General features: G+C 53.3%; 16 protein-coding genes. 10 read left to right on the top strand and 6 right to left on the bottom strand.

Translation table 11 applies throughout. The features are described 5' to 3' along the window. The first annotated feature begins 154 nt into the window (after nt 1–154). From ada to P8T57_RS03685, 6 genes are all read left to right on the top strand, one after another. Nucleotides 155–1,243: a bifunctional DNA-binding transcriptional regulator/O6-methylguanine-DNA methyltransferase Ada gene (ada, locus tag P8T57_RS03710; protein ID WP_341364629.1), complete on the top strand. Its 1,089-nt coding sequence runs from the start codon at nt 155–157 to the stop codon at nt 1,241–1,243. Then, complete coding sequence (locus tag P8T57_RS03705) at nt 1,240–1,953, top strand: 2OG-Fe(II) oxygenase (RefSeq protein ID WP_341364628.1); 714 nt, start codon at nt 1,240–1,242, stop codon at nt 1,951–1,953. The genes ada and P8T57_RS03705 overlap by 4 nt, the downstream gene beginning before the upstream one ends. Before the next feature lie 127 nt (nt 1,954–2,080). Further along, a complete protein-coding gene (locus P8T57_RS03700; protein WP_341365360.1) occupies nt 2,081–2,614 on the top strand; it encodes an RNA polymerase sigma factor in 534 nt (177 codons plus the stop codon). Nucleotides 2,615–2,624: 10 nt separating this feature from the next. After that, nucleotides 2,625–3,692 (top strand): FecR domain-containing protein, encoded by a 1,068-nt coding sequence (locus tag P8T57_RS03695; RefSeq protein ID WP_341364627.1) that lies wholly within the window; start codon nt 2,625–2,627, stop codon nt 3,690–3,692. Nucleotides 3,693–3,860: 168 nt separating this feature from the next. Beyond that, on the top strand, nt 3,861–6,746 hold the full coding sequence (locus tag P8T57_RS03690; RefSeq protein WP_341364626.1) for a hypothetical protein: 2,886 nt from the start codon (nt 3,861–3,863) through the stop codon (nt 6,744–6,746). Between the two features lie 63 nt (nt 6,747–6,809). Then, nucleotides 6,810–8,363 carry a trypsin-like peptidase domain-containing protein gene (locus tag P8T57_RS03685; RefSeq protein WP_341364625.1) on the top strand — a complete coding sequence of 518 codons (1,554 nt, stop codon included), beginning with the start codon at nt 6,810–6,812 and terminating at the stop codon, nt 8,361–8,363. A gap of 74 nt (nt 8,364–8,437) precedes the next feature. Here the strand turns inward: P8T57_RS03685 and P8T57_RS03680 are convergent, their stop codons facing one another. From P8T57_RS03680 to P8T57_RS03660, 5 genes are all read right to left on the bottom strand, one after another. After that, nucleotides 8,438–9,442: a dipeptide ABC transporter ATP-binding protein gene (locus tag P8T57_RS03680; protein ID WP_085643804.1), complete on the bottom strand. Its 1,005-nt coding sequence runs from the start codon at nt 9,440–9,442 to the stop codon at nt 8,438–8,440. Then, nucleotides 9,439–10,410: an oligopeptide/dipeptide ABC transporter ATP-binding protein gene (locus tag P8T57_RS03675; protein ID WP_341364624.1), complete on the bottom strand. Its 972-nt coding sequence runs from the start codon at nt 10,408–10,410 to the stop codon at nt 9,439–9,441. The genes P8T57_RS03680 and P8T57_RS03675 overlap by 4 nt, the downstream gene beginning before the upstream one ends. A gap of 4 nt (nt 10,411–10,414) precedes the next feature. Beyond that, nucleotides 10,415–11,323, bottom strand: a complete 909-nt coding sequence (locus P8T57_RS03670) for an ABC transporter permease subunit (RefSeq protein ID WP_341364623.1) — start codon at nt 11,321–11,323, stop codon at nt 10,415–10,417. After that, a complete protein-coding gene (gene oppB / locus P8T57_RS03665) occupies nt 11,320–12,246 on the bottom strand; it encodes an oligopeptide ABC transporter permease OppB (protein ID WP_341364622.1) in 927 nt (308 codons plus the stop codon). The genes P8T57_RS03670 and oppB overlap by 4 nt, the downstream gene beginning before the upstream one ends. 78 nt (nt 12,247–12,324) lie before the next feature. Next, nucleotides 12,325–13,959, bottom strand: a complete 1,635-nt coding sequence (locus P8T57_RS03660; RefSeq protein WP_341364621.1) for a peptide ABC transporter substrate-binding protein — start codon at nt 13,957–13,959, stop codon at nt 12,325–12,327. Between the two features lie 631 nt (nt 13,960–14,590). On the opposite strand from P8T57_RS03660, the gene P8T57_RS03655 reads away from it, so the two are divergent. The 4 genes from P8T57_RS03655 (at nt 14,591) to P8T57_RS03640 (ending at nt 18,250) form a co-directional block, all read left to right on the top strand. Then, a complete protein-coding gene (locus P8T57_RS03655; RefSeq protein ID WP_338061528.1) occupies nt 14,591–14,779 on the top strand; it encodes a helix-turn-helix domain-containing protein in 189 nt (62 codons plus the stop codon). 28 nt (nt 14,780–14,807) lie between these two features. Beyond that, a complete protein-coding gene (locus P8T57_RS03650) occupies nt 14,808–16,031 on the top strand; it encodes a helix-turn-helix domain-containing protein (RefSeq protein WP_341364620.1) in 1,224 nt (407 codons plus the stop codon). Between the two features lie 41 nt (nt 16,032–16,072). Then, entirely contained in the window at nt 16,073–17,266 is a 1,194-nt protein-coding gene (locus P8T57_RS03645; protein WP_341364619.1) for a helix-turn-helix domain-containing protein, read from the top strand. 129 nt (nt 17,267–17,395) lie between these two features. After that, nucleotides 17,396–18,250: a MipA/OmpV family protein gene (locus tag P8T57_RS03640; RefSeq protein WP_341364618.1), complete on the top strand. Its 855-nt coding sequence runs from the start codon at nt 17,396–17,398 to the stop codon at nt 18,248–18,250. Nucleotides 18,251–18,511: 261 nt separating this feature from the next. Here P8T57_RS03640 and P8T57_RS03635 read toward each other — a convergent pair whose 3' ends face one another. Further along, nucleotides 18,512–18,904 carry a VOC family protein gene (locus P8T57_RS03635; protein WP_341364617.1) on the bottom strand — a complete coding sequence of 131 codons (393 nt, stop codon included), beginning with the start codon at nt 18,902–18,904 and terminating at the stop codon, nt 18,512–18,514. Between the last annotated feature and the right edge of the window lie 4 nt (nt 18,905–18,908).

Raw genomic sequence — 18,908 nt, 5'->3', positions numbered from 1 at the left:
CCGGTTATTGGCATTGAATTCGTAAATGTGACGGGTTTTCGTGGGGTGCGAATTCGAAAGCAAGGAACGGAGTGCGGTCAACGGAATGGACGATCAGAATGCCGGTCAAACGGATGCATTTGGCATCCCTGTATTCTGATAAAGGAGCCATCCCATGCTGACGGAGACGAGATTGAACAAGGAGATCCGCTGGATCAGTGACGAAGACAAATGGCAGGCCGTGGCAAAACGCGATGGCAAAGCCGATGGGCAGTTTTATTATTCGGTGGCAACCACAGGGGTTTATTGCCGCCCGTCTTGCGGCGCACGGTTGGCGCGCCGGGAAAATGTTGCGTTCCATGCCAGTTGCGACGATGCCGAGCAGGCGGGTTTTCGCCCGTGCAAACGGTGCCTTCCGAACAGTGCATCGATTGCTGAACGCAATGCCGATGCGGTGGCAAAGGCATGCGAAACCATCCGCAATGCCGAAGAAATGCCAAGCCTTGATGATCTGGCCGCACAGGTCGGGATGAGCCGCTTTCACTTCCACCGGGTGTTTAAATCGGTAACCGGGGTGACGCCAAAGGCCTATGCCAGTGCATACCGGGCAGGGCGCGTGCGCGAGGAATTGCGCAGCAGCAACACTGTGACCGAGGCGATCTATGACGCGGGTTACAATTCCAACAGCCGGTTTTATGAACGCTCTCACAAGATGCTGGGCATGACGCCAAGCAGCTATCGCGCGGGGGGCAAGGGCGAAAAAATCCGGTTTGCGGTGGCGCAATGCACACTTGGCGCGATCCTTGGCGCGGCAAGTGCCAAGGGAATTTGCACGATCCTTCTGGGCGATGACCCCGATGCGCTGGTGCGTCAGTTAGAGGACGCCTTTCCCAAGGCGGAACTGATTGGTGGTGATCCGGCGTTCGAAGACTGGATGGCGCAGGTCATCGGTCTGGTTGAAGCCCCGCAACTTGGCCATAACCTGCCGCTCGATATCCGCGGGACTGCCTTTCAGCAACGCGTCTGGCAGGCACTTTCGGAAATTCCGGTCGGGACAAAGGCAAGCTATGCCGAAATCGCCGAAAAGATCGGATCGCCGCGTGCTACCCGTGCTGTCGCACAGGCCTGTGCCGCCAACAGCATCGCGGTTGCGATTCCCTGCCACCGGGTGGTGCGCAAGGATGGTGACCTTTCCGGATATCGCTGGGGCGTGGAGCGCAAGCAAACCCTGCTGGACCTTGAAAGCGGGGAGGCCGGGCAATGAACGAGATGACCCGTGACAGGATCGGATCGCTTGATTGGGAAAAACATTCCCGGGAGCTTGACGCATATGGCTGCACAATCCTTGAAAAACTGATCGATCCAGACACCTGCCGGGCATTGATCGCACATTATGACGACCCGGATGCATTTCGCAGTCACATCCATATGGCCCGGCACGGTTTCGGGCGCGGCGAATACAAATATTTTGCCTATCCCCTGCCCGATATTATTGCGGATTTGCGGCAATCGCTTTATCTGCCATTGGCCGAAATTGCCAACCGGTGGAACCGGGCGATGGGGCTGGATCGGCATTTCCCCGGCGATCATGCCTGGTTTGCTGTCGAATGCCATGGCGCAGGCCAAACCCGACCGACGCCGCTTTTGCTGCGTTATGGGATGGGGGATTACAATTGCCTGCATCAGGATGTTTACGGTGATTGCGTGTTTCCATTACAGGTCGCGATCCTTCTAAGCGATCCGGAAACCGATTTCGGAGGCGGCGAATTTGTCCTGACCGAACAGCGTCCACGCATGCAGTCCCGCGCCGAGGTCGTGCCGCTGATGCAAGGTGACGCCGTGATTTTCCCGGTTCATCATCGTCCGGTCGCGGGAACGCGCGGCACGTACCGGGTGAATATGCGCCACGGCGTTTCGCGCCTGCGCGCCGGGACACGGCATACGCTTGGCATCATTTTCCATGACGCCAAATAGCTGATCCCGGTCTGGCTGATGTTATTCTAGCTGCTGTGATGTTCAGAAAAAGTTATTAATAACTATTTGCAATTAGGTGCTGCTGGTGTATGTCAGCAGGAACAAATTCACGTTCCTGTCTGTTTTCATGAACTTTTTTGCGCCCCATCACATAACGGCAAATCTTGTCCGCGCCTTTGAAAAGGAACGTGCGTCCCTGTTGCGTTTGGCTATGCGGAAGTTGGGAAATCCTGATGAGGCAAAGGACATTGTCCAAGATGCCTTTGTAAGGATTGCCGGGGCAAAAGACAGGCAAGAACCGATCAGCGATCCACCTGCATTCCTTCGGACCGTGGTTCTTAATCTGATCCGGGATCATCAAAGACGTCGCAATGCCGGTCATATTGTCGAACTTAAATCCGGGCTTGATCCGCTGGAATGGACAGCGGAGGACCGCCCGCTTGCAGACAATGTTATATACCATCGTCAGCGTCTTCAGGCGTTTGAGCAGGCAATTTCATCCTTGCCGACGCGATCCAGAGAAGTCTTCATCTTGCGTAAGTTGCATGGTAAGACCCATGATGAAATTGCCGCAGCGACCGGATTGTCAAAGGCCGCGATCGAGAAGCATCTTTATCGTGCCATGACAACGTGTCGTGATCTGATGAAACACTATGACTAGGCCATTGCTTATGAGCGGCAACCGCCATACCGGCCATAAACCGGAGACCACAGAACAGAAAGATCTGCAAAGCCGCCTTGTTGATCAGGCAATGCAATGGCTTGCTCGCGATGGTGCGGATATTGAGGGCACAGATACGCATGTCGCATTTCAGAAGTGGTGCGGCCAAAGTGCGGATCATGAACAGGCGGCGCGCGCGGTTCGGGCCTTTCTCAGTGACCGTGATTTCGATGATATCTTGCGGAAATTCGATACTGAGAAAGGCACCGGTGCGCGAAACCATGCACCATCAAGCACGCGGCAAATATCGATGCCTGTCGGCAAGCCGCGACGTTCGACCCCGCCAAGGGCAACAAATGTGCGAAAAGCAATCTGGGGCGGTGTTGCAATGTGCGTGGCGATTCTTGTTGCCGTCCTGACGTTGTCCCCGGCAGAACATTCTGGTCATCCGGGGTATATCGCGGCGAACATGGCACCGGTTCGTCAGTTTTTGCCGGACGGCAGCGAATTGCAACTGGCACCTGGTACCCGGCTTTATTGGGAATTTACCGAACGCGAACGCCATATCGTTCTTGAGGATGGGGCGGTAGTGATTTCGGCTGCACCGAATAAGGACCGCCCGCTTGTGGTAACCACGCCACAAAGTCGGGTTGTTGTTGTCGGGACACGTTTTGTTGTGATCGGTGATGATCAAACCAGCGAAGTCGGCGTCGCCGAAGGAACCGTCCGGGTACAACAACAACAATCGCCGCCTGCCCGTGAAGTCACCCTTCATGCAGGTGAAGGGGTGACTGTATCCAGCGGGGGCGATGTCCGGCGGCATGACTTCAATGGCGACAATATTACGCAAATCCTTGAAGGTTGGCGGGTGTTTTCGCCAGCAAAGCTGTCTGATGTGGTCCATGCCGTCAGTCGGCAGAGTGGCATGGAAATCTGGCTTGATCCCGGCATTGCCGATCTCGAAATCCGTGGGCGGTTCAATGTTGCCGATGCAATGGTGTCACTTGATCTGATTGCGCGGACAACCGGAACAAGAATGATTGAACTGCCGTTTGATCAGTATCTTCTGGTGCGCTGAAATCACGGTTCCAGATTGGTTCGGCCTGAAAATGGTGCGGATTTAGCCTGAACTCCTCGATTAATTCCCTATTTGAACAAAAATATTAAAAAAAGATGTCCGGTTACTGTCGGGCCTTCCGTCCTTAAGTGCGAGTGATACGCAATAACTTGCATTGGGTCGTGCCGAATGAAGCCTACCAGACAACAGGACACAGTCCGCAACCTCTTCGAAACCTCAAAGGGGCGGGCATGGAAGGATTTGCTGTTCTGCGCTGTTGCGTCTTCTGCCTTGCTGGGGGGGATGTCGTCGAATTTTCTGCATGCACAGGAACGTGCGGTTATCGATAAGCCGGTCGCATCACGACTTTACAGCTTTGACATTCCCTCCGTGCCGCTGATGCGCGCTTTGGAGCTATTATCGCAGCAGGCCGGTATTCCGTTTTCGGTCCAGGATGGCACCAACCTTGCGATGAATGGTCAGGCCGTGGTTGGTCAGCTCAGCATTGAAAACGCCTTGTTTCAAATGCTTGAGGGGACGGAAGTTACCTTTGCCGTTACCGACGGTGTTTTGGTTATTTCCCCCAAGCTATCCAACCAGTCATCTGACGAAGAAATCGTTACCGCCCCCGTTTCTGTCAGTGCAAATCGCACAACGATCTTCCAACTCGGAACCGGTGCGGCCAGCGGGTCAACTGTGTATGGCGAAGAGATGATCGGTGCGGTGGTTCAGGGTGACAGTGACCCGAACAAGATTTTTCGCGCCAATCCGAATGTGCAGTATGTGATTGCGGGCCAACGCGGTGAAGAAGGTGCAACTGCAACCGCCGAACAGGATTTGCGTCCGCAAAATATCAGCATATCCGGCGCAGCGGTTGACCAGAACAACTTCATGCTCGACGGTGTCGGGATCAATTCCTTTGGCGGAACTGAGTCGAATTATAACGACTCAAACATGCCAGAAGATGACGACAATACGATCAATGCAGACACACTTCATGGTTTGCATCCTCAAACCGTCTATGTCGATGCAAATATTCTCGAGCAGGCCGAGATCATCGACAGCAACGTGTCGGCTAAATACGGCGGATTCCAAGGCGGCGTTGTCAATTACAAGGTCAAAAACCCGTCAAGCGAACCAACATTTGGCGCGAGCATTAAACGGGGTGGATCGAACTGGAACGACTATCATCTGAAATCCGAGGAAACCCCCGACACTGACGCCAAAGAACCGGTTTATGAAAAATGGTTTTATTCCGCGTCTGCGAGCACACCGATCAGTGATAATTGGGGAATGCTGGTTTCGGCAGGTCGGCGTACTGCCGAAACGACCAAAACGGCGGGCGACGATTATTACGGTCGTCAGGTAACGACCAGTACCGAAGCCGACAACGTTTTGGGAAAACTGCGCTACGAAAGCGATACGGGTGCAGCGATCACGACCCAGATCGTTTATGCGCCCTATGCCCAGGAATGGGAAGCATCAGAAAACTATAACAGCAAGATGGATATCATCGGCAATGGATTGACCACCTATGTTGGTCTCGAAAAGCCGTTTGAATATGATGGTTATGGGGTTTCCAATCTGTTTCTGGATACCAAGCTTTCCTTTAATACATCTGAAAATGCACGTGATTCTGAAAGCAATGTGCGTCGTCAGATCAGCACGACGGTGGCCGGATCAAAATATGCCGATTTGTGTGATTCCAGTACATGTGTGACCGGCTGGTATGGGGATTTGTCCCAGACTCAGCAGGATATCGGTTATACAGCCGACCTTACCGGCGATATCTTTGGAACGAACTTCCTTCTGGGGGCGGATATCCATCGTCTCAGTGGAACCCGTGAACGTAGCGCAGATGCATATTATGCCACCACGCGGACCACGGGAACCAACGTCGTTTGCGCCAGTGCTGATGACATCTTCTGCGATGACGGTGATCAGGCAAACCGGCGGCGGACAAAATACCAAGCGTTTGAAGGAAGTGTCAGTTTCGTAAGCACAGCCCTTTATAATGAATATACGCTTGTCTTTGATCATGTTCCTTTTGGCGAACTGGAAATCAGGCCGGGTGCACGGCTTGAACACGATACCTATCTTGGTAATACCAACTTCGCCCCGCGTTTCAACGCGACCTATTACACGGATTGGGATATCAGCTTCAATGCGGGTTGGAACCGCTATTACGCAGCAAACATGCTGAGTTACGCCTTTCAGGATGCAACGCCGGCAACCATCAGTGAAACGCGAACTGCCGATACTACCACGACACCGGGTTCATCTATTTTCTATGATGACTGGGCGGCGTCTTCATCGGGGATAAAGCGGTCATTTTCCGGTTCAGGTTTGAGCACCCCCTTTTCCGACGAACAGACAGCGTCCGTTTCATTCCCTCTGCCGTTTCTTGGCGGGGTGACACGGTTGAAATGGCTGGAAAGAAAAGGCCGTGACCAGTTTTCGCGTGCCACCGATGACACCGGAACAACCGAATATAATCTGTCGAATGAGGGCTCCAGCCTCTACACCTCCTATTCCGCAGAATGGAGCAGGGGAATTGGTTCCGGGCCGTTCGGCGGGCGTCATGTGTTCAATATCAATGGCCAATATTCCGAACGCAGAACTTCCAACAACAGTTACTTCCTGACCAGTGATGACAGTGAAAGTGTGGTCTATAACGGCAAGATCATATCGACCACGGATCTGTCGATCCTGACCGGTAATCTGGACGAGCCGATCTTCTTTAACGCCAGCCTGTTTTCGAGTTTTGATGACAATCGCCTGCGTACCGGACTAACCGGGCGCTACACCTTGTCCTATTCCACGATAGATGACAGCGGATCGAATACCACCATCAATGGCGCGACCTATGATGTCTATGAGGACGGCGACGCCAAGGCGCGTTTCGATCTGGATATGACGCTTGATTACGACATTATCAGCCGGGAAAAGGGTGTTCTGACCCTTAATGCTTCCATCGAGAATGTTCTGAACCGCGGCGGCGCCCATACGCTTGCGTCATCTACCCCCTACCGTAAGGGCCGGACAGTGTGGCTTGGACTGACTTACACCTACTGAAAATTCCGCGTTAATCCTGCCGGGGCTTGGGCCCCGGCCAAACCTGCTTGTGAGATCGATAATATGAAAAGAACCCTGACCGCGACCCTGTTTGCCGCGATGCTTGCCACATCAAGCCTTGTCCCCGTTCATGCAATGGCAGAACAGGCAAGCATGGCATTGTCCGACAAAAACCTTGCCGAAGTTTATGACACTGTTTCACTTGGCGTTGTTCGCATCAATGTCATCAAGAAAAGCTATGCCGAGATCGTCGCCGAAGAACGGGAGAAAAAGGAAAACGGCGAGGATTTCTATCTGCCGCCAAACGAACGTGGCGATCAGGACGAGGATGAAGATCGCAATGATCGCGATGAAAAGAACAAGGAAAGTGAAAAGGGTGAAGAACCGAAACACGACTGGCAGAAAAAGAAGCGCAATGCGTCGACCGGGACTGGTTTTTTCATTACCGATGACGGCCTGATTGTTACCAACGAGCATGTGGTCCGCGATGGTGCGCGTTTTGTCGTTGTTTTGAAAGATGGTCGTCGTGTTCGTGCTGATCTGGTGGGGAAGGATTTTCTGACCGACCTCGCCGTCCTTCGTGTTGAAATGCCTGAAAATGTTAAGCCGCTTTCATGGGGCAACTCGCATGCGATCCGCATCGGCGATCCGGTTTTTGCGCTTGGTTATCCCTATGGCTTTGATCAAAGTCTGACGACCGGGGTGATTTCGGGCAAGCAGCGCCAGCTATCCAAAGGGGAATATAACCCGTATTTGCAAACCGATACCGCGGTAAACAAGGGCAATTCCGGCGGGCCGCTTCTGTCGATGGATGGCAAGGTCGTTGGCGTTAACTCCGCGCTTTATACCCGCTCTGGCGGGAACGAGGGGCTGGCCTTCTCCATCCCGGCTGAACATGCGCAGGGGATTATTGATCTGCTTGTCAAAGATGGTGAAATCAAACGCGGATGGTTCGGGATTGCCTATTCTGAAGTCAAGCCGGGCATCGGCAAGCTTCTGGGGATGGACCATGACGAGGGAATGTTGATCCACCGGGCCCCCGATGACGAACCGGCCTATCAAGCAGGTATTCGTGCAGGAGATGTGATTGTTGCGGTGAATGGCGAAACGGTCACATCGCGCCTGCATTTCCGCATGCAGGCGGCGGAGGCAAAAGGTGAAACGACCGTTACCGTCTGGCGCGATGGTGGATTTAAAAGCTTTACGATGATCCCCGGCGATATGGACGAAGCCAAAAGCCGCCGCCGCCAGGCCGAACGCGACAAGATTCTTGGTAAAACGCCGAAGGATGATGGTCGGAAGAAAGTCATGGGCCTCGAACTGGTTCCGGCTAACGAAAAGGCATGGGAAAAACTGGATTTACCCGTGGGCACGAAGGGTCTTGTCGTTGATCGGATGGAAAAGATGGGGCAAGGCGATCAGGCTGGATTTACAAAGGGTGATTTCATTACCCGGATCAATGATACCGAGATTTCTACACCCGAGGATTTCGAGGCCGTGATGGGGCAGGCGCTTGAAAGCAACGCACCCTATGCGCTTGTCTATTTCAAACGTGATGGTCAGGACCGCACAAAGATCATCGATACGCTGAGCATGGTTGATCTTGAAGACTACTGAGCGATCCACACAAAAATCGGGCCGTCGCAAGACGGCCCGACTAAGTTTGGGTGGTGCAAAGGGAGGTTGCCCTCCTACATCCGTTCGTGGAAATGGCAGGCCACCTGATGGTGATCGTTGACGGTGTCAACGGTCGGGACATCGGTCGCGCAGACATCCTTGGCAAACGGACATCTGGTACGGAACACGCAACCCGATGGCGGGTTGATCGGGCTGGGCAAATCACCGGTCAGCACGATGCGTTCCTTGGTGCGTTCAATCTCGGGGTCCGGGATCGGAACTGCGGAAATCAGCGCCTTGGTGTAGGGATGTTTTGGGTTGGCATAGATGCTGTCGCGGTCGGCCAGCTCCATAAGATTGCCGAGATACAGCACCAATATGCGGTGGCAGATATGGCGCACGATCGAAAGATCGTGGCTGATGAAAATCATCGACAGATCAAATTCGCGCTGCAATTCCTGCAACAGGTTTACGATCTGCGCCTGTATCGATACATCAAGTGCTGAAACCGGCTCGTCACAAATGATCAGTTTCGGTTCGAGGATCATCGCGCGTGCAATGCCGATACGCTGGCACTGGCCACCCGAAAATTCATGCGGATAGCGGTTGATCATCTGTGGCAAAAGCCCGACACGCGCCATCATGCGTTTAACGCGCGCCTTGATTTCGTCCTTACCCAGTTCGGATTTGTGGGTCACAAGCGGCTCGGCGATGATCTCGCCAATCGTCATGCGCGGGTTAAGGCTGGCCAGCGGGTCTTGAAAAATGATCTGCAGGTCCCGGCGTAGCGGCTGCATTTCGCGATGGGGGGCGCCGACAATATCCCGCCCCAGCCATACGACCTGCCCGTCGGTCGGCGGGATCAGTTGCAGGATCGCACGGCCAAGGGTCGATTTTCCACAACCGGATTCGCCCACAATGCCAAGCGTTTCGCCGGGATACAGATCGAAATCGATCCCGTCGACGGCCTTAAGCTGGCGTTCTGCCCCAAAAAATCCCTTGCCCGGCAGGGAAAAGTGAACCTTAAGGTCACGAACCGACAGGATCGGGACGTTTTTCTTTTTACGGATCGCATTCATTGACCGTCCTCCCGGAAGCAGGCACTGGCGCGGCCATCGTCAAAGCCAAACAGGCTTGGGCGGGAAACACAGCATCGATCCATCACATAGGCGCAGCGTTCCTGATAGGCACATCCCTTTGGCAGGTTCTGCAGGTTAGGCGGTTGTCCGGGGATGGCAAACATGTGTTCTTCGCTTGCCGTGTCGATGCGCGGCATCGATTTCAAAAGCCCCTCGGTATAGGGATGATGGCTGTCATAGAAAATGTCACGCACCGAACCGGTTTCGATAATCCGCCCGCCATACATTACCATCACCCGGTCACACAGGCCTGCCACTACGCCAAGATCATGGGTGATCATGACAATGGCCGTATTGAAATCCTTTTTAAGATCGCGCAGCAGATCAAGGATCTGTGCCTGCACCGTCACATCAAGGGCGGTGGTTGGTTCATCCGCAATCAGGACTTCGGGGTCGCACAGCAACGCCATGGCAATCATTACGCGCTGGCGCATGCCACCGGAAAATTCATGCGGATACATATGCACGCGCTGGGCCGCACCCGGAATACCGACACGATCAAGCATGTTGATCGCGCGTTTAAGCGCATCGCCTTCAGACATGCCGCGATGTTCCACCAGTACCTCGGTCATCTGTCTGGAGATTTTGAGGAACGGGTTAAGCGACGTCATCGGATCCTGAAAGATCATCGACATCGTCACACCGCGTATTTTGTTAAGCTGGCGTGACGGGATATTGAGGATATCCTTATCCTTGTAGCGCACCGTACCTGTGGCCTTGCCGTTTTTGGCAAGAAGACCCATCACGGCAAGGAAAATCTGGGTTTTGCCCGATCCTGATTCCCCCACAACGCCAAGTGTTTCGCCCGGATCGATATGGAAGTTGACATCGTTGACAGCCTCGACCTCGCCGTCGGGGGTCTGGAAGCGGGCACGCAGGTTTTCAACAGTCAGAATATGATTTGTCATGTGCCTATCTGTCCTTCGGATCAAGGGCGTCGCGCAATCCGTCGCCGATGAAGTTGAAACAGAACAGCGTCAGTGCCAGGAAGATCGCCGGATAAATCAGCATCCAGGTCGCTGCTTCGATCACTTTCGCCCCTTCGGAAATCAGAACGCCCCAGCTTGTCAGCGGCTCCTGAACACCAAGGCCCAGGAACGACAGGAAACTTTCGGTCAGGATCACCTGCGGAATGGTCAGCGTCATGTAAACAATGACCGGCCCCAGAACGTTGGGAATCACATGGCGGAAAATGATCTTGAAGTTCGAAACACCCGTGGCATGGGCGGCTTCGATAAATTCGCGCCGCCGGATCGAAAGCGTCTGACCTCGGACAATACGTGCCATGGTCAGCCATTCAACCGCGCCAAGGGCGACGAAAATCAGGAAAATGTTCCGGCCAAACACCACCATCAGCATGATCACAAAGAACATGAAGGGCAGGGAATAAAGTACATCGACAAACCGCATCATGATGTTGTCGATCCGTCCGCCGAAATAGCCGGCAACAGCGCCATAGGTAACGCCGATCACAAGCGACACCGCCGTTGCCAGTAAACCAACCGCAAGGGATACACGCGCGCCATAAAGGATGCGGATGAAAATATCGCGACCATTGCCATCCGTGCCAAGGATATGGCCGTTTTCCCAGTTCGGACCTTCCTGGATATAGCCCCAGTCGATCTGGTCGTATTCAAACGGGCTGAGCAGCGGGGCGAAAATTGCCATCAGGGTAATGATGGCCAGAATGATCATCGACCCGACGGCGGCCTTGTTGCGAAACAGGCGAATACGGGCATCGCGCCACAGGCTGCGACCCTCGATCTCTCCGGCGGCGCCTGCCGCCTGAAGCATCGCTGTTTTTTGATCCTTGTTCATCATGAGCGTGACTTCAGCTTGGGATCGAGCAGGCCGTAGACCATGTCGACCAGGAAATTCAGAAGGATGATCATCACCGCATAGACAATGACCACACCCATCACCAGCGGGTAGTCGCGGTTAAGCGCTGCCTTGACGAAATAGGTCCCGATACCGGGCACGCCAAAGATGGTTTCGATGACCACAGAGCCGGTCATCACCGCCGCGGTTGCCGGTCCCAGATAGGATACGACAGGCAAAAGCGCGCCGCGGATCGCATGCCGGTTGACGACAAGCTTTTCACGCAAACCTTTGGCGCGTGCAGTGCGGATGTAATTGGAATGGAGGACTTCGACCATCGACCCACGCGTCAGGCGCGCGATATAAGCGACTTGTGGCAGGGCAAGGGCGATGATCGGCAATATCTTGTATTGAATTTCGCCGTCTCCCCAACCTGCTGTTGGCAGGATCGAAAGATACAGGCCAAACACCAGCGACAGAAGCGGCGCCATGACAAAGTTCGGGATGGCAATGCCGACCATGGCAACGCCCATTACCGCGAAATCAACCACACTGTTCTGTCGAAGGGCGGCATAGGTGCCAAAGCCAACCCCGAATATCAGCGCCAGAAAGATCGCCGACAGGCCAAGCTGCATCGATGCCGGGGCGCCAGCCATGATCAGTTCCGCGACGGAAAAATCGCGAATTTTGATCGACGGGCCAAAGTCACCACGCAGGATTTTGCCGATATAGATCGTGTATTGTTCAAGCAGCGGTTTATCAAGGTCATAGGCGGCCTTGATGTTTTTTTCGATTTCCGGGGGCAGGGCACGTTCCTGATCGAACGGTCCGCCTGGTGCAATGCGCATCATGAAAAAGGCAACCGTGATCACGATGAACAGCGTCGGGATCGCGATCATCAGGCGCCGGATGGCGTAAGATAACATAATTCTCTCTCATCCCCATTGGGGGCCGATGAGTTGCCGCAGGTCCGTGATCCGGACCTGCGGCAAAGTCTCCGGCGTTTACTCTTTGATGTCGAGCCAGCGGGTCAGGTGGCGATCCGGGGCGTTATCGATCCAGCCTTCGATCTTCGGTGAGACGAGCTGTTTCGAGACATAGTAGTAAATCGGGATGTAAGGCTGTGCTTCCATCATGATGGCTTCGGCCTGCTTCATCAGGCTGGCACGCTTTTTAAGGTCGCCTTCCTTTTCGGCTTCCAGCATCAGTTCGTTGTAACGCGGGTTATCAAAAGCCGCGTAGTTCAGCGGCCCGGTCCGTTCTTCGCCGAGGAACAGGAAGTTCTGCGCGTCGTTGTAATCGGCAATCCAGCCCGCACGTGCCACTTCAAAGTTACCGACCTTCAGATCGGCATAGTGGATTTTGCCTTCGGTGTTGAACAGTTCGGCCTGAACGCCGATCTGCTTCCACATGTTCTGGGCCGCAATCGCGATGCGCTTGTGGTTTTCAGACGTGTTGTAGCGCAGGGTGAATTTAAGCGGATTGTCAGGGCCATAACCGGCCTCGGCCAGAAGCTTTTTGGCTTCTTCGAGCTTTTCATTATAGGAAAGGTCTTTCCACGAAATGTATGCTGGCTCGCCGTAATTACCGGTTCCGGGCGGGACAAAGGAATAGGCCGGAAGTTCACCGGTTTTCAGAACCGAGTCCGTAATGGCTTCGCGGTTGATCGCCATCGACAGGGCTTTGCGGACACGGACATCCTTGAACATGTCCTTGTCGGTACGGATCGCATAGTAATAGATACCGGCATACGGTGCGATGCGCAGGCTATCGGCAAGGTTATCGCGCAGCCAGGAAATCTGTTCGGACGCGATGTCGCGTGCGACGTCAAGTTCGCCTGCACGGAAACGGTTCTGCATCGCGGTGCGATCTTCATAGGTGTAATAGATCACCTCGTCGATCGGCACATTGGCGGCGTCATAGAATTCCGGGTTCTTTTCAAGCTTGGCATGAACGTTCGGCAGCCATTCGGTCAGTTTGTACGGACCGTTCACCACGATATTTTCCGGTTTCACCCAGTCTTTGCCAAATTTGGCAATCGCATGCTGCGGGATCGGGAAGGCGGTCTGGTGGGTAAGTTGTGCCAGGAAATAAGGGGCTGGCGCGGTCAGTTTGACCTGCAGGGTTTTGTCATCCAGGGCGGTGGCCGCGAGTTTCGCGCCTTCCTTGCCACTGTTAACAGCTTCGGCACCCTCGATGATATAAAGCAGGGATGCGTATTCCGCACCGGTCGCCGGGTCAAGCAGGCGGTTCCAGCCCGCGACAAAATCACCGGCAGTTACCGGCACGCCGTCCGACCAGTTGTGATCGCGAATTTTAAAGGTATAGGTCATGCCGTCGTCAGAAACGGTCCAGCTTTCAGCGGCACCTGGCACCGGTTCACCATCCGGGCCATATGTCAGAAGACCCAGAAACATATCATCCGACAGGCGGCTGGTCTGAACCGTCGAAATGAAATGCGGGTCCATTGATTGCGGTTCGCCGTCATTGCCGACGCGCAGGATTTTTTCAGCCTGTGCATGTGTGGTGGACAGCATGGTCATGGAACCGGCAAGCAATGCCGTGCCCAGCACAAAGGCCCGCGAGGAATTCAGCAATCCCTTCACGAGACCATTTGCGGTCTTCGCGTGTTGTGACATCTGTAATGTCTCCCTCATCTATTTTGCTTTGTTGCCGACGTACTCCCTGAAAGTACGTACGCAAAAATACTGAGACTGACATGCGTGATCTGCAAGTCACGATTCCACAAATTTGAAACAAATGGTGTTTTTTTGCGTGATTATGGTCATTTTGTGGTGTTATTTTGCGTATTATTCGGAAATAACAGATTGTTCTACGGCTGAGGAAGCCTGCAACTTTCGCCTGTAAAACGTTTTGCATGTAACGGTGATTGTCGCGTCGCGCCTTGCGGCTATATGCGCAAAAAGTGAAACAGTTCACATTCAAAGGGTTGGCCGCCAAATTCGGTGATCACGAATCGGGCTTTGTGATTTTCTGCATTATTTTTCGGCAATTCAGGCGATTTCAATATCTTGGCGCGAAAATGGGCGTTCTCTGATTACATTTTCGCGCGTGAAAAGATTTCGGAATACAAACCCGGTATCGCGTCATGGCAGCTTGATGAAACAAGCGTGAATTCAAAAAATTGCCGTTGAGAAACATCGTCATTCAGGCTACGGGTTTTTGCGTACGCTGTTTTGCAGATTTCCTTTATCAACAAATGCGACCGAAAGATGCCTTTAAGCCCGTTTGATCTGGCGGCCCTGATGGTTGCCATACTTGGCATTTCTCAGGCCGGTTCTTGATATTGCCATGGCCGTCGGGTTCAATTCAAAATCCACCTTCAATCTTGCGTTTAGGCGTGTAACCGGTACAACACCAAGCAAATACCGAGTTGCTGCAGATACGCACGCGACCGCCCCCGGAATTGTTGGGGATGCTCTCGTCGGCCCCGGTTAACAACAGACAGCGGCCATCAGGATAAAGAATGGATACGTCCGAAATCGTTCTTTTGCTTATTGCTGCAGTCGGCCTTGCACAGGCCGCATTCCTGATGCTGCTGTTGCGGCACGAGGGCAAACGCGCATTTCGTGCGAATCGCTGGTTGCTGGTGTTCTCGCTGACCGCCTGCGCAAGCTTTGTCGAAGACATCAGCGATGTCTTCCTCTCGCCGCTTTATATTCTGTATCTGGCAATTATTTTTGTACCGGTCACATTTGTCTTTTTGCCATCTATCTACTTGTATTTTCGCGAAATTGCTGACCGTCCCGTGCGCTATCCGGGGGTGCATTTCGTCATTCTGGTGCCGGTCGCCATCCTGACGGCGGTCGCGGTACACATAATGCGCACCCGTATACTTCCGGGCGATATTGGCGGAGAAATCGATTTCGAACTGGATACCGATATTGAAAGTCATTTGCCTGTGGCTGCGATCCTGCTGACAATCATTATTGCGCTTTATGTCCAGTTGTTTGGCTATATGGTCAAAATCTGGCGGGTTGCGATTGGCTATCTGCGGCAGGCGGGTGAACAGCTCGGTGCGGATCAGCGCGTTCTGCGCCGCTGGGTGACTGAACTGCTGACTGGCATCAGCCTGATTTTTCTGATTTTTACCGCAACGACGATTGTCGATATTTTCATTACCGATAGCGAATGGCTGACGACCCTTGTGCAGGGGGCGTTCGCGCTCGTATTCTTTCGTATGTGCCACGTGATTGCGCACAACCCGGCTTTGTTCGTTCAGGCGGAATGGGACGGGGCGCAAGAGATGGCAATGGATGAAGATGCCCGTGATTTCACGGCAACCGGGTCGAGGCAAACCCGGTTTGCGCCTCGCAACTTGGTGGATGCCGATGAAATCAGCAGAATTTGTAAACGGCTTGACGCCATCAGGACCAGAAGCGACCTGCTTTTCGATCCTCTTGTCAGCCTGCCAAAGCTTGCAAATGCAGTCGGTGCAACCCCTAACCAGCTTTCCTATGTGCTGAACCAGCATCTTGGCAAAAGCTTCTTTGACTTCATCAACGAAGTTCGAACCGGCGAGGCATCCCGCCTTTTGGTAAACGAACCAGATAGCACCATCCTTGATATCGCAACCAGTGTTGGTTTTAATTCCAAATCCACCTTCAATCTGGCTTTTAAGAAAATCACCGGCAAAACGCCAAGTGTTTACCGATCGGAGACCCTGTCGCGGCGTAACCCCGTACTTTAGCGCTGCTGTAATCTTTATCGTCGCAAATGACGGGCACATGAATGTTTGAAACAATCGATTTGCTGCTGCTACTGATTGCGGCACTTGGCGCGGTTCAGGCCGTTTTTCTGATTATTCTTTTGCAGGGCGAGGGAAAACGCGCATTTCGAGCAAATCGATGGCTGATGATGTTTGCGGTGGCTGTCGGCATGGGCTTTATCGACGATATTGTCGATACCATCGTCCCCCCACTTGTGAACCTGTATCTGACACCGCTTGTTACCCCCTTCTTTTTCGCCTTCATTCCGGCAATCTATCTTTATTTCCGGGAGATATCAGGCAATCCATCCGCAAAACCGGCATGGCATTTTGCAATCATGCTTCCGGTGTCGGCAGTCATGGTCTGGGTCGTTTTTCTGCTGCATGCCAGTCTTTCGTCGTCGGACACGGCTGTTTCCGACGTCCGCATCAATCTCGATTTCAGTCAGGGCAGCGTCTTTAATCTGCTGCTGATGATGTTGATCGCGATCTTCTGTCTGCAATTTGCGATCTATATGTTCCGGATCTGGCATGTTGCGGTCCGGTATTTGAAAGATGCCCATCGGCAGCTTGAAGTCGATCAGAAAGGGCTAAGGCGCTGGATTCTTGAACTGCTCGTCGGGTTGAGTGTGATTTTCACCCTTTTCACGCTGATCAGTCTTTTCGATACCATCGTTTCACGCAGTGAATGGCTGGTTCTGTGTGTGAAGGCGACCTTTGTTCTGGTGTTCTTTCGGATGTGTCACGTTATTGCCGCCAATCCGGCATTGTTCGTACAGCCTGAACGCGACGAGGTTGAAAACACCGGCGAGAGTGATGGAAAAAGGCCCAGACCCGGTCTGGCGCGCAATGTGGTTGATCCCGAAGATGTCAGCCGAATAGGGGCAAAACTGGACCGCATCGTGGCGGCACGCGAGCTGATGTTTGATCCGCTTCTGACCATGCCGAAACTTGCCAATGCGGTTGGGGTGACACCCAATCAGCTTTCCTATGTGCTGAACCAGCATCTTGGCAAAAGCTTCTTTGATTTCGTCAACGAGGTTCGTACATACGAGGCATCCCGTCTTCTGATCGAGGAGCCGGATCGCACGATCCTCGATATCGCCATCAGTGTCGGGTTTAATTCCAAATCGACTTTCAATCTGGCCTTCAAGAAAATCACCGGTAAAACGCCCAGTGCGTACCGGGATGAGAATTCATTAAATACAAATACTTAACGCGTCCGAATGCGCATTCGTACCTTTTGATCGCCGAAATCAGGTTCGAAGATACAGAGCCGGACGCCAGACACAGAACGACACTGCATTGTCGGGTCACCAAAACTGATACAAGGGTGATCGGACAAAATGAATTTTTATAAAGTTTCAAATCTGGTCGGGAACGGTTTGATCCTGTTGGGGGCCGGATTGTGTGCAAGTGCGCTTATGCTCGTCATCAGTACGTCGGCCAATGCGCAGCAAGGTACAAGGGACGTCCTGCGCGAAGAGGTTAACCCCAAACAAGATGAAGCTGCTGATCCCTGGCTTGGTGGCGTTTGGCAGTTCGGGGCATATGGCCAGGTTGAAAGCAATCCTTATCGTGGTGCGGACAGCGTCGATTTAGATCCTTTGCCGCTTTTGGCCTATGATGCGGATCGGCTGCATATCGGGACCGACGGGATATCTGTCACCGCATGGCAAAATGAATTCGCCAGTCTTGACGTACTTGGTGCGCTTCGCATGAAGCCGTTTGAAAATGGCGATAGTGAATATCTGCGTGGCATGAAAGAACGCGATATGGCCTATGAGGCCGGGATCGGTTTCACCAGCCGCCTGTGGCGCGGGGAAGTCGGGGCCTATTACCTGACTGATCTGAATGATGCCCATGACGGTCATGAAGTTGACCTGACATATACCATTCCGATGGACTGGCAGGATGTGACGTTCGACTGGAGTGGCGGGGTGCTCTGGCAAAGCGAGAAACTGGCAAACTACCATGTCGGGGTTAGTGGCAATGAAGTCCGTAGCGACCGCAGTGCCTATGACGCGGACGCGGCATTCATCCCGCATCTTGATCTTTCAGTAACCTACCCGATTACCGAAAGCCTTGTTTTGCTGGGCACCAGCGGTATCCAGTTCCTGCCTGACAGCTATACCGATAGTCCCCTGATTGATGAGGATTATGTCTACAGCATCGGTCTGGGGCTGGTTTACAACTTCTGATCCTGATCGTCGTATACCGGTCTCCTGCCCGCCCCAATCCAGGCGGCCGGTTTCTGGCGGGTTGGTCATTTCCAGTGGACCGACCCGCCCTTTGTTTTCAGCCGAAATGAAACCCCGCGGAGGATCATGGTCTGGTTTAAGCGTTTTTGTATGGGCATGACGCTTGTAGCTTTGCTGGTCATAGGTATTTGTAGCGGATTTCTGATTGTTTCAGCCGGTATGCGGTGCTTTTATGACTACGCTGCCCTTTGATCGTGGTCGTCAGGAGGCTTTGAGTTCCAGCAAATCCCACTTGTTGCCATAAAGGTCGGCAAAGACGGCAACGGTGCCATATGGCTCGTATCGCGGTTCTTCAAGAAACTGAACCCCCGCCTTTTTCATCAGGGCATGGTCGCGGGCAAAATCATCAGTATTCAGGAAAAATCCGACCCGCCCGCCGGTCTGATTTCCGATGGCAGCGGTTTGTGTTTCCCCCGATGCCTGTGCCAGCAAAAGACGGCTTTCACGCGCACCCCTCGGGCCGACAATTACCCATCGTTTGCCATCGCCCAGATCGGTATCCTCGATCAGTTCGAACCCGACCTTGTTGACATAGAAATCAATGGCATCGTCGTAATCTGCCACGACAAGTGATACCAGTCCGATATGGGGCACGGTG

The organism is Thalassospira sp. SN3W (assembly GCF_038070535.1).
GTDB classification, from domain to species: domain Bacteria; phylum Pseudomonadota; class Alphaproteobacteria; order Rhodospirillales; family Thalassospiraceae; genus Thalassospira; species Thalassospira xiamenensis.
The sequence above is the reverse complement of the archived record's forward strand: the minus strand, read 5'-3'. Positions and strand labels throughout refer to the sequence as shown.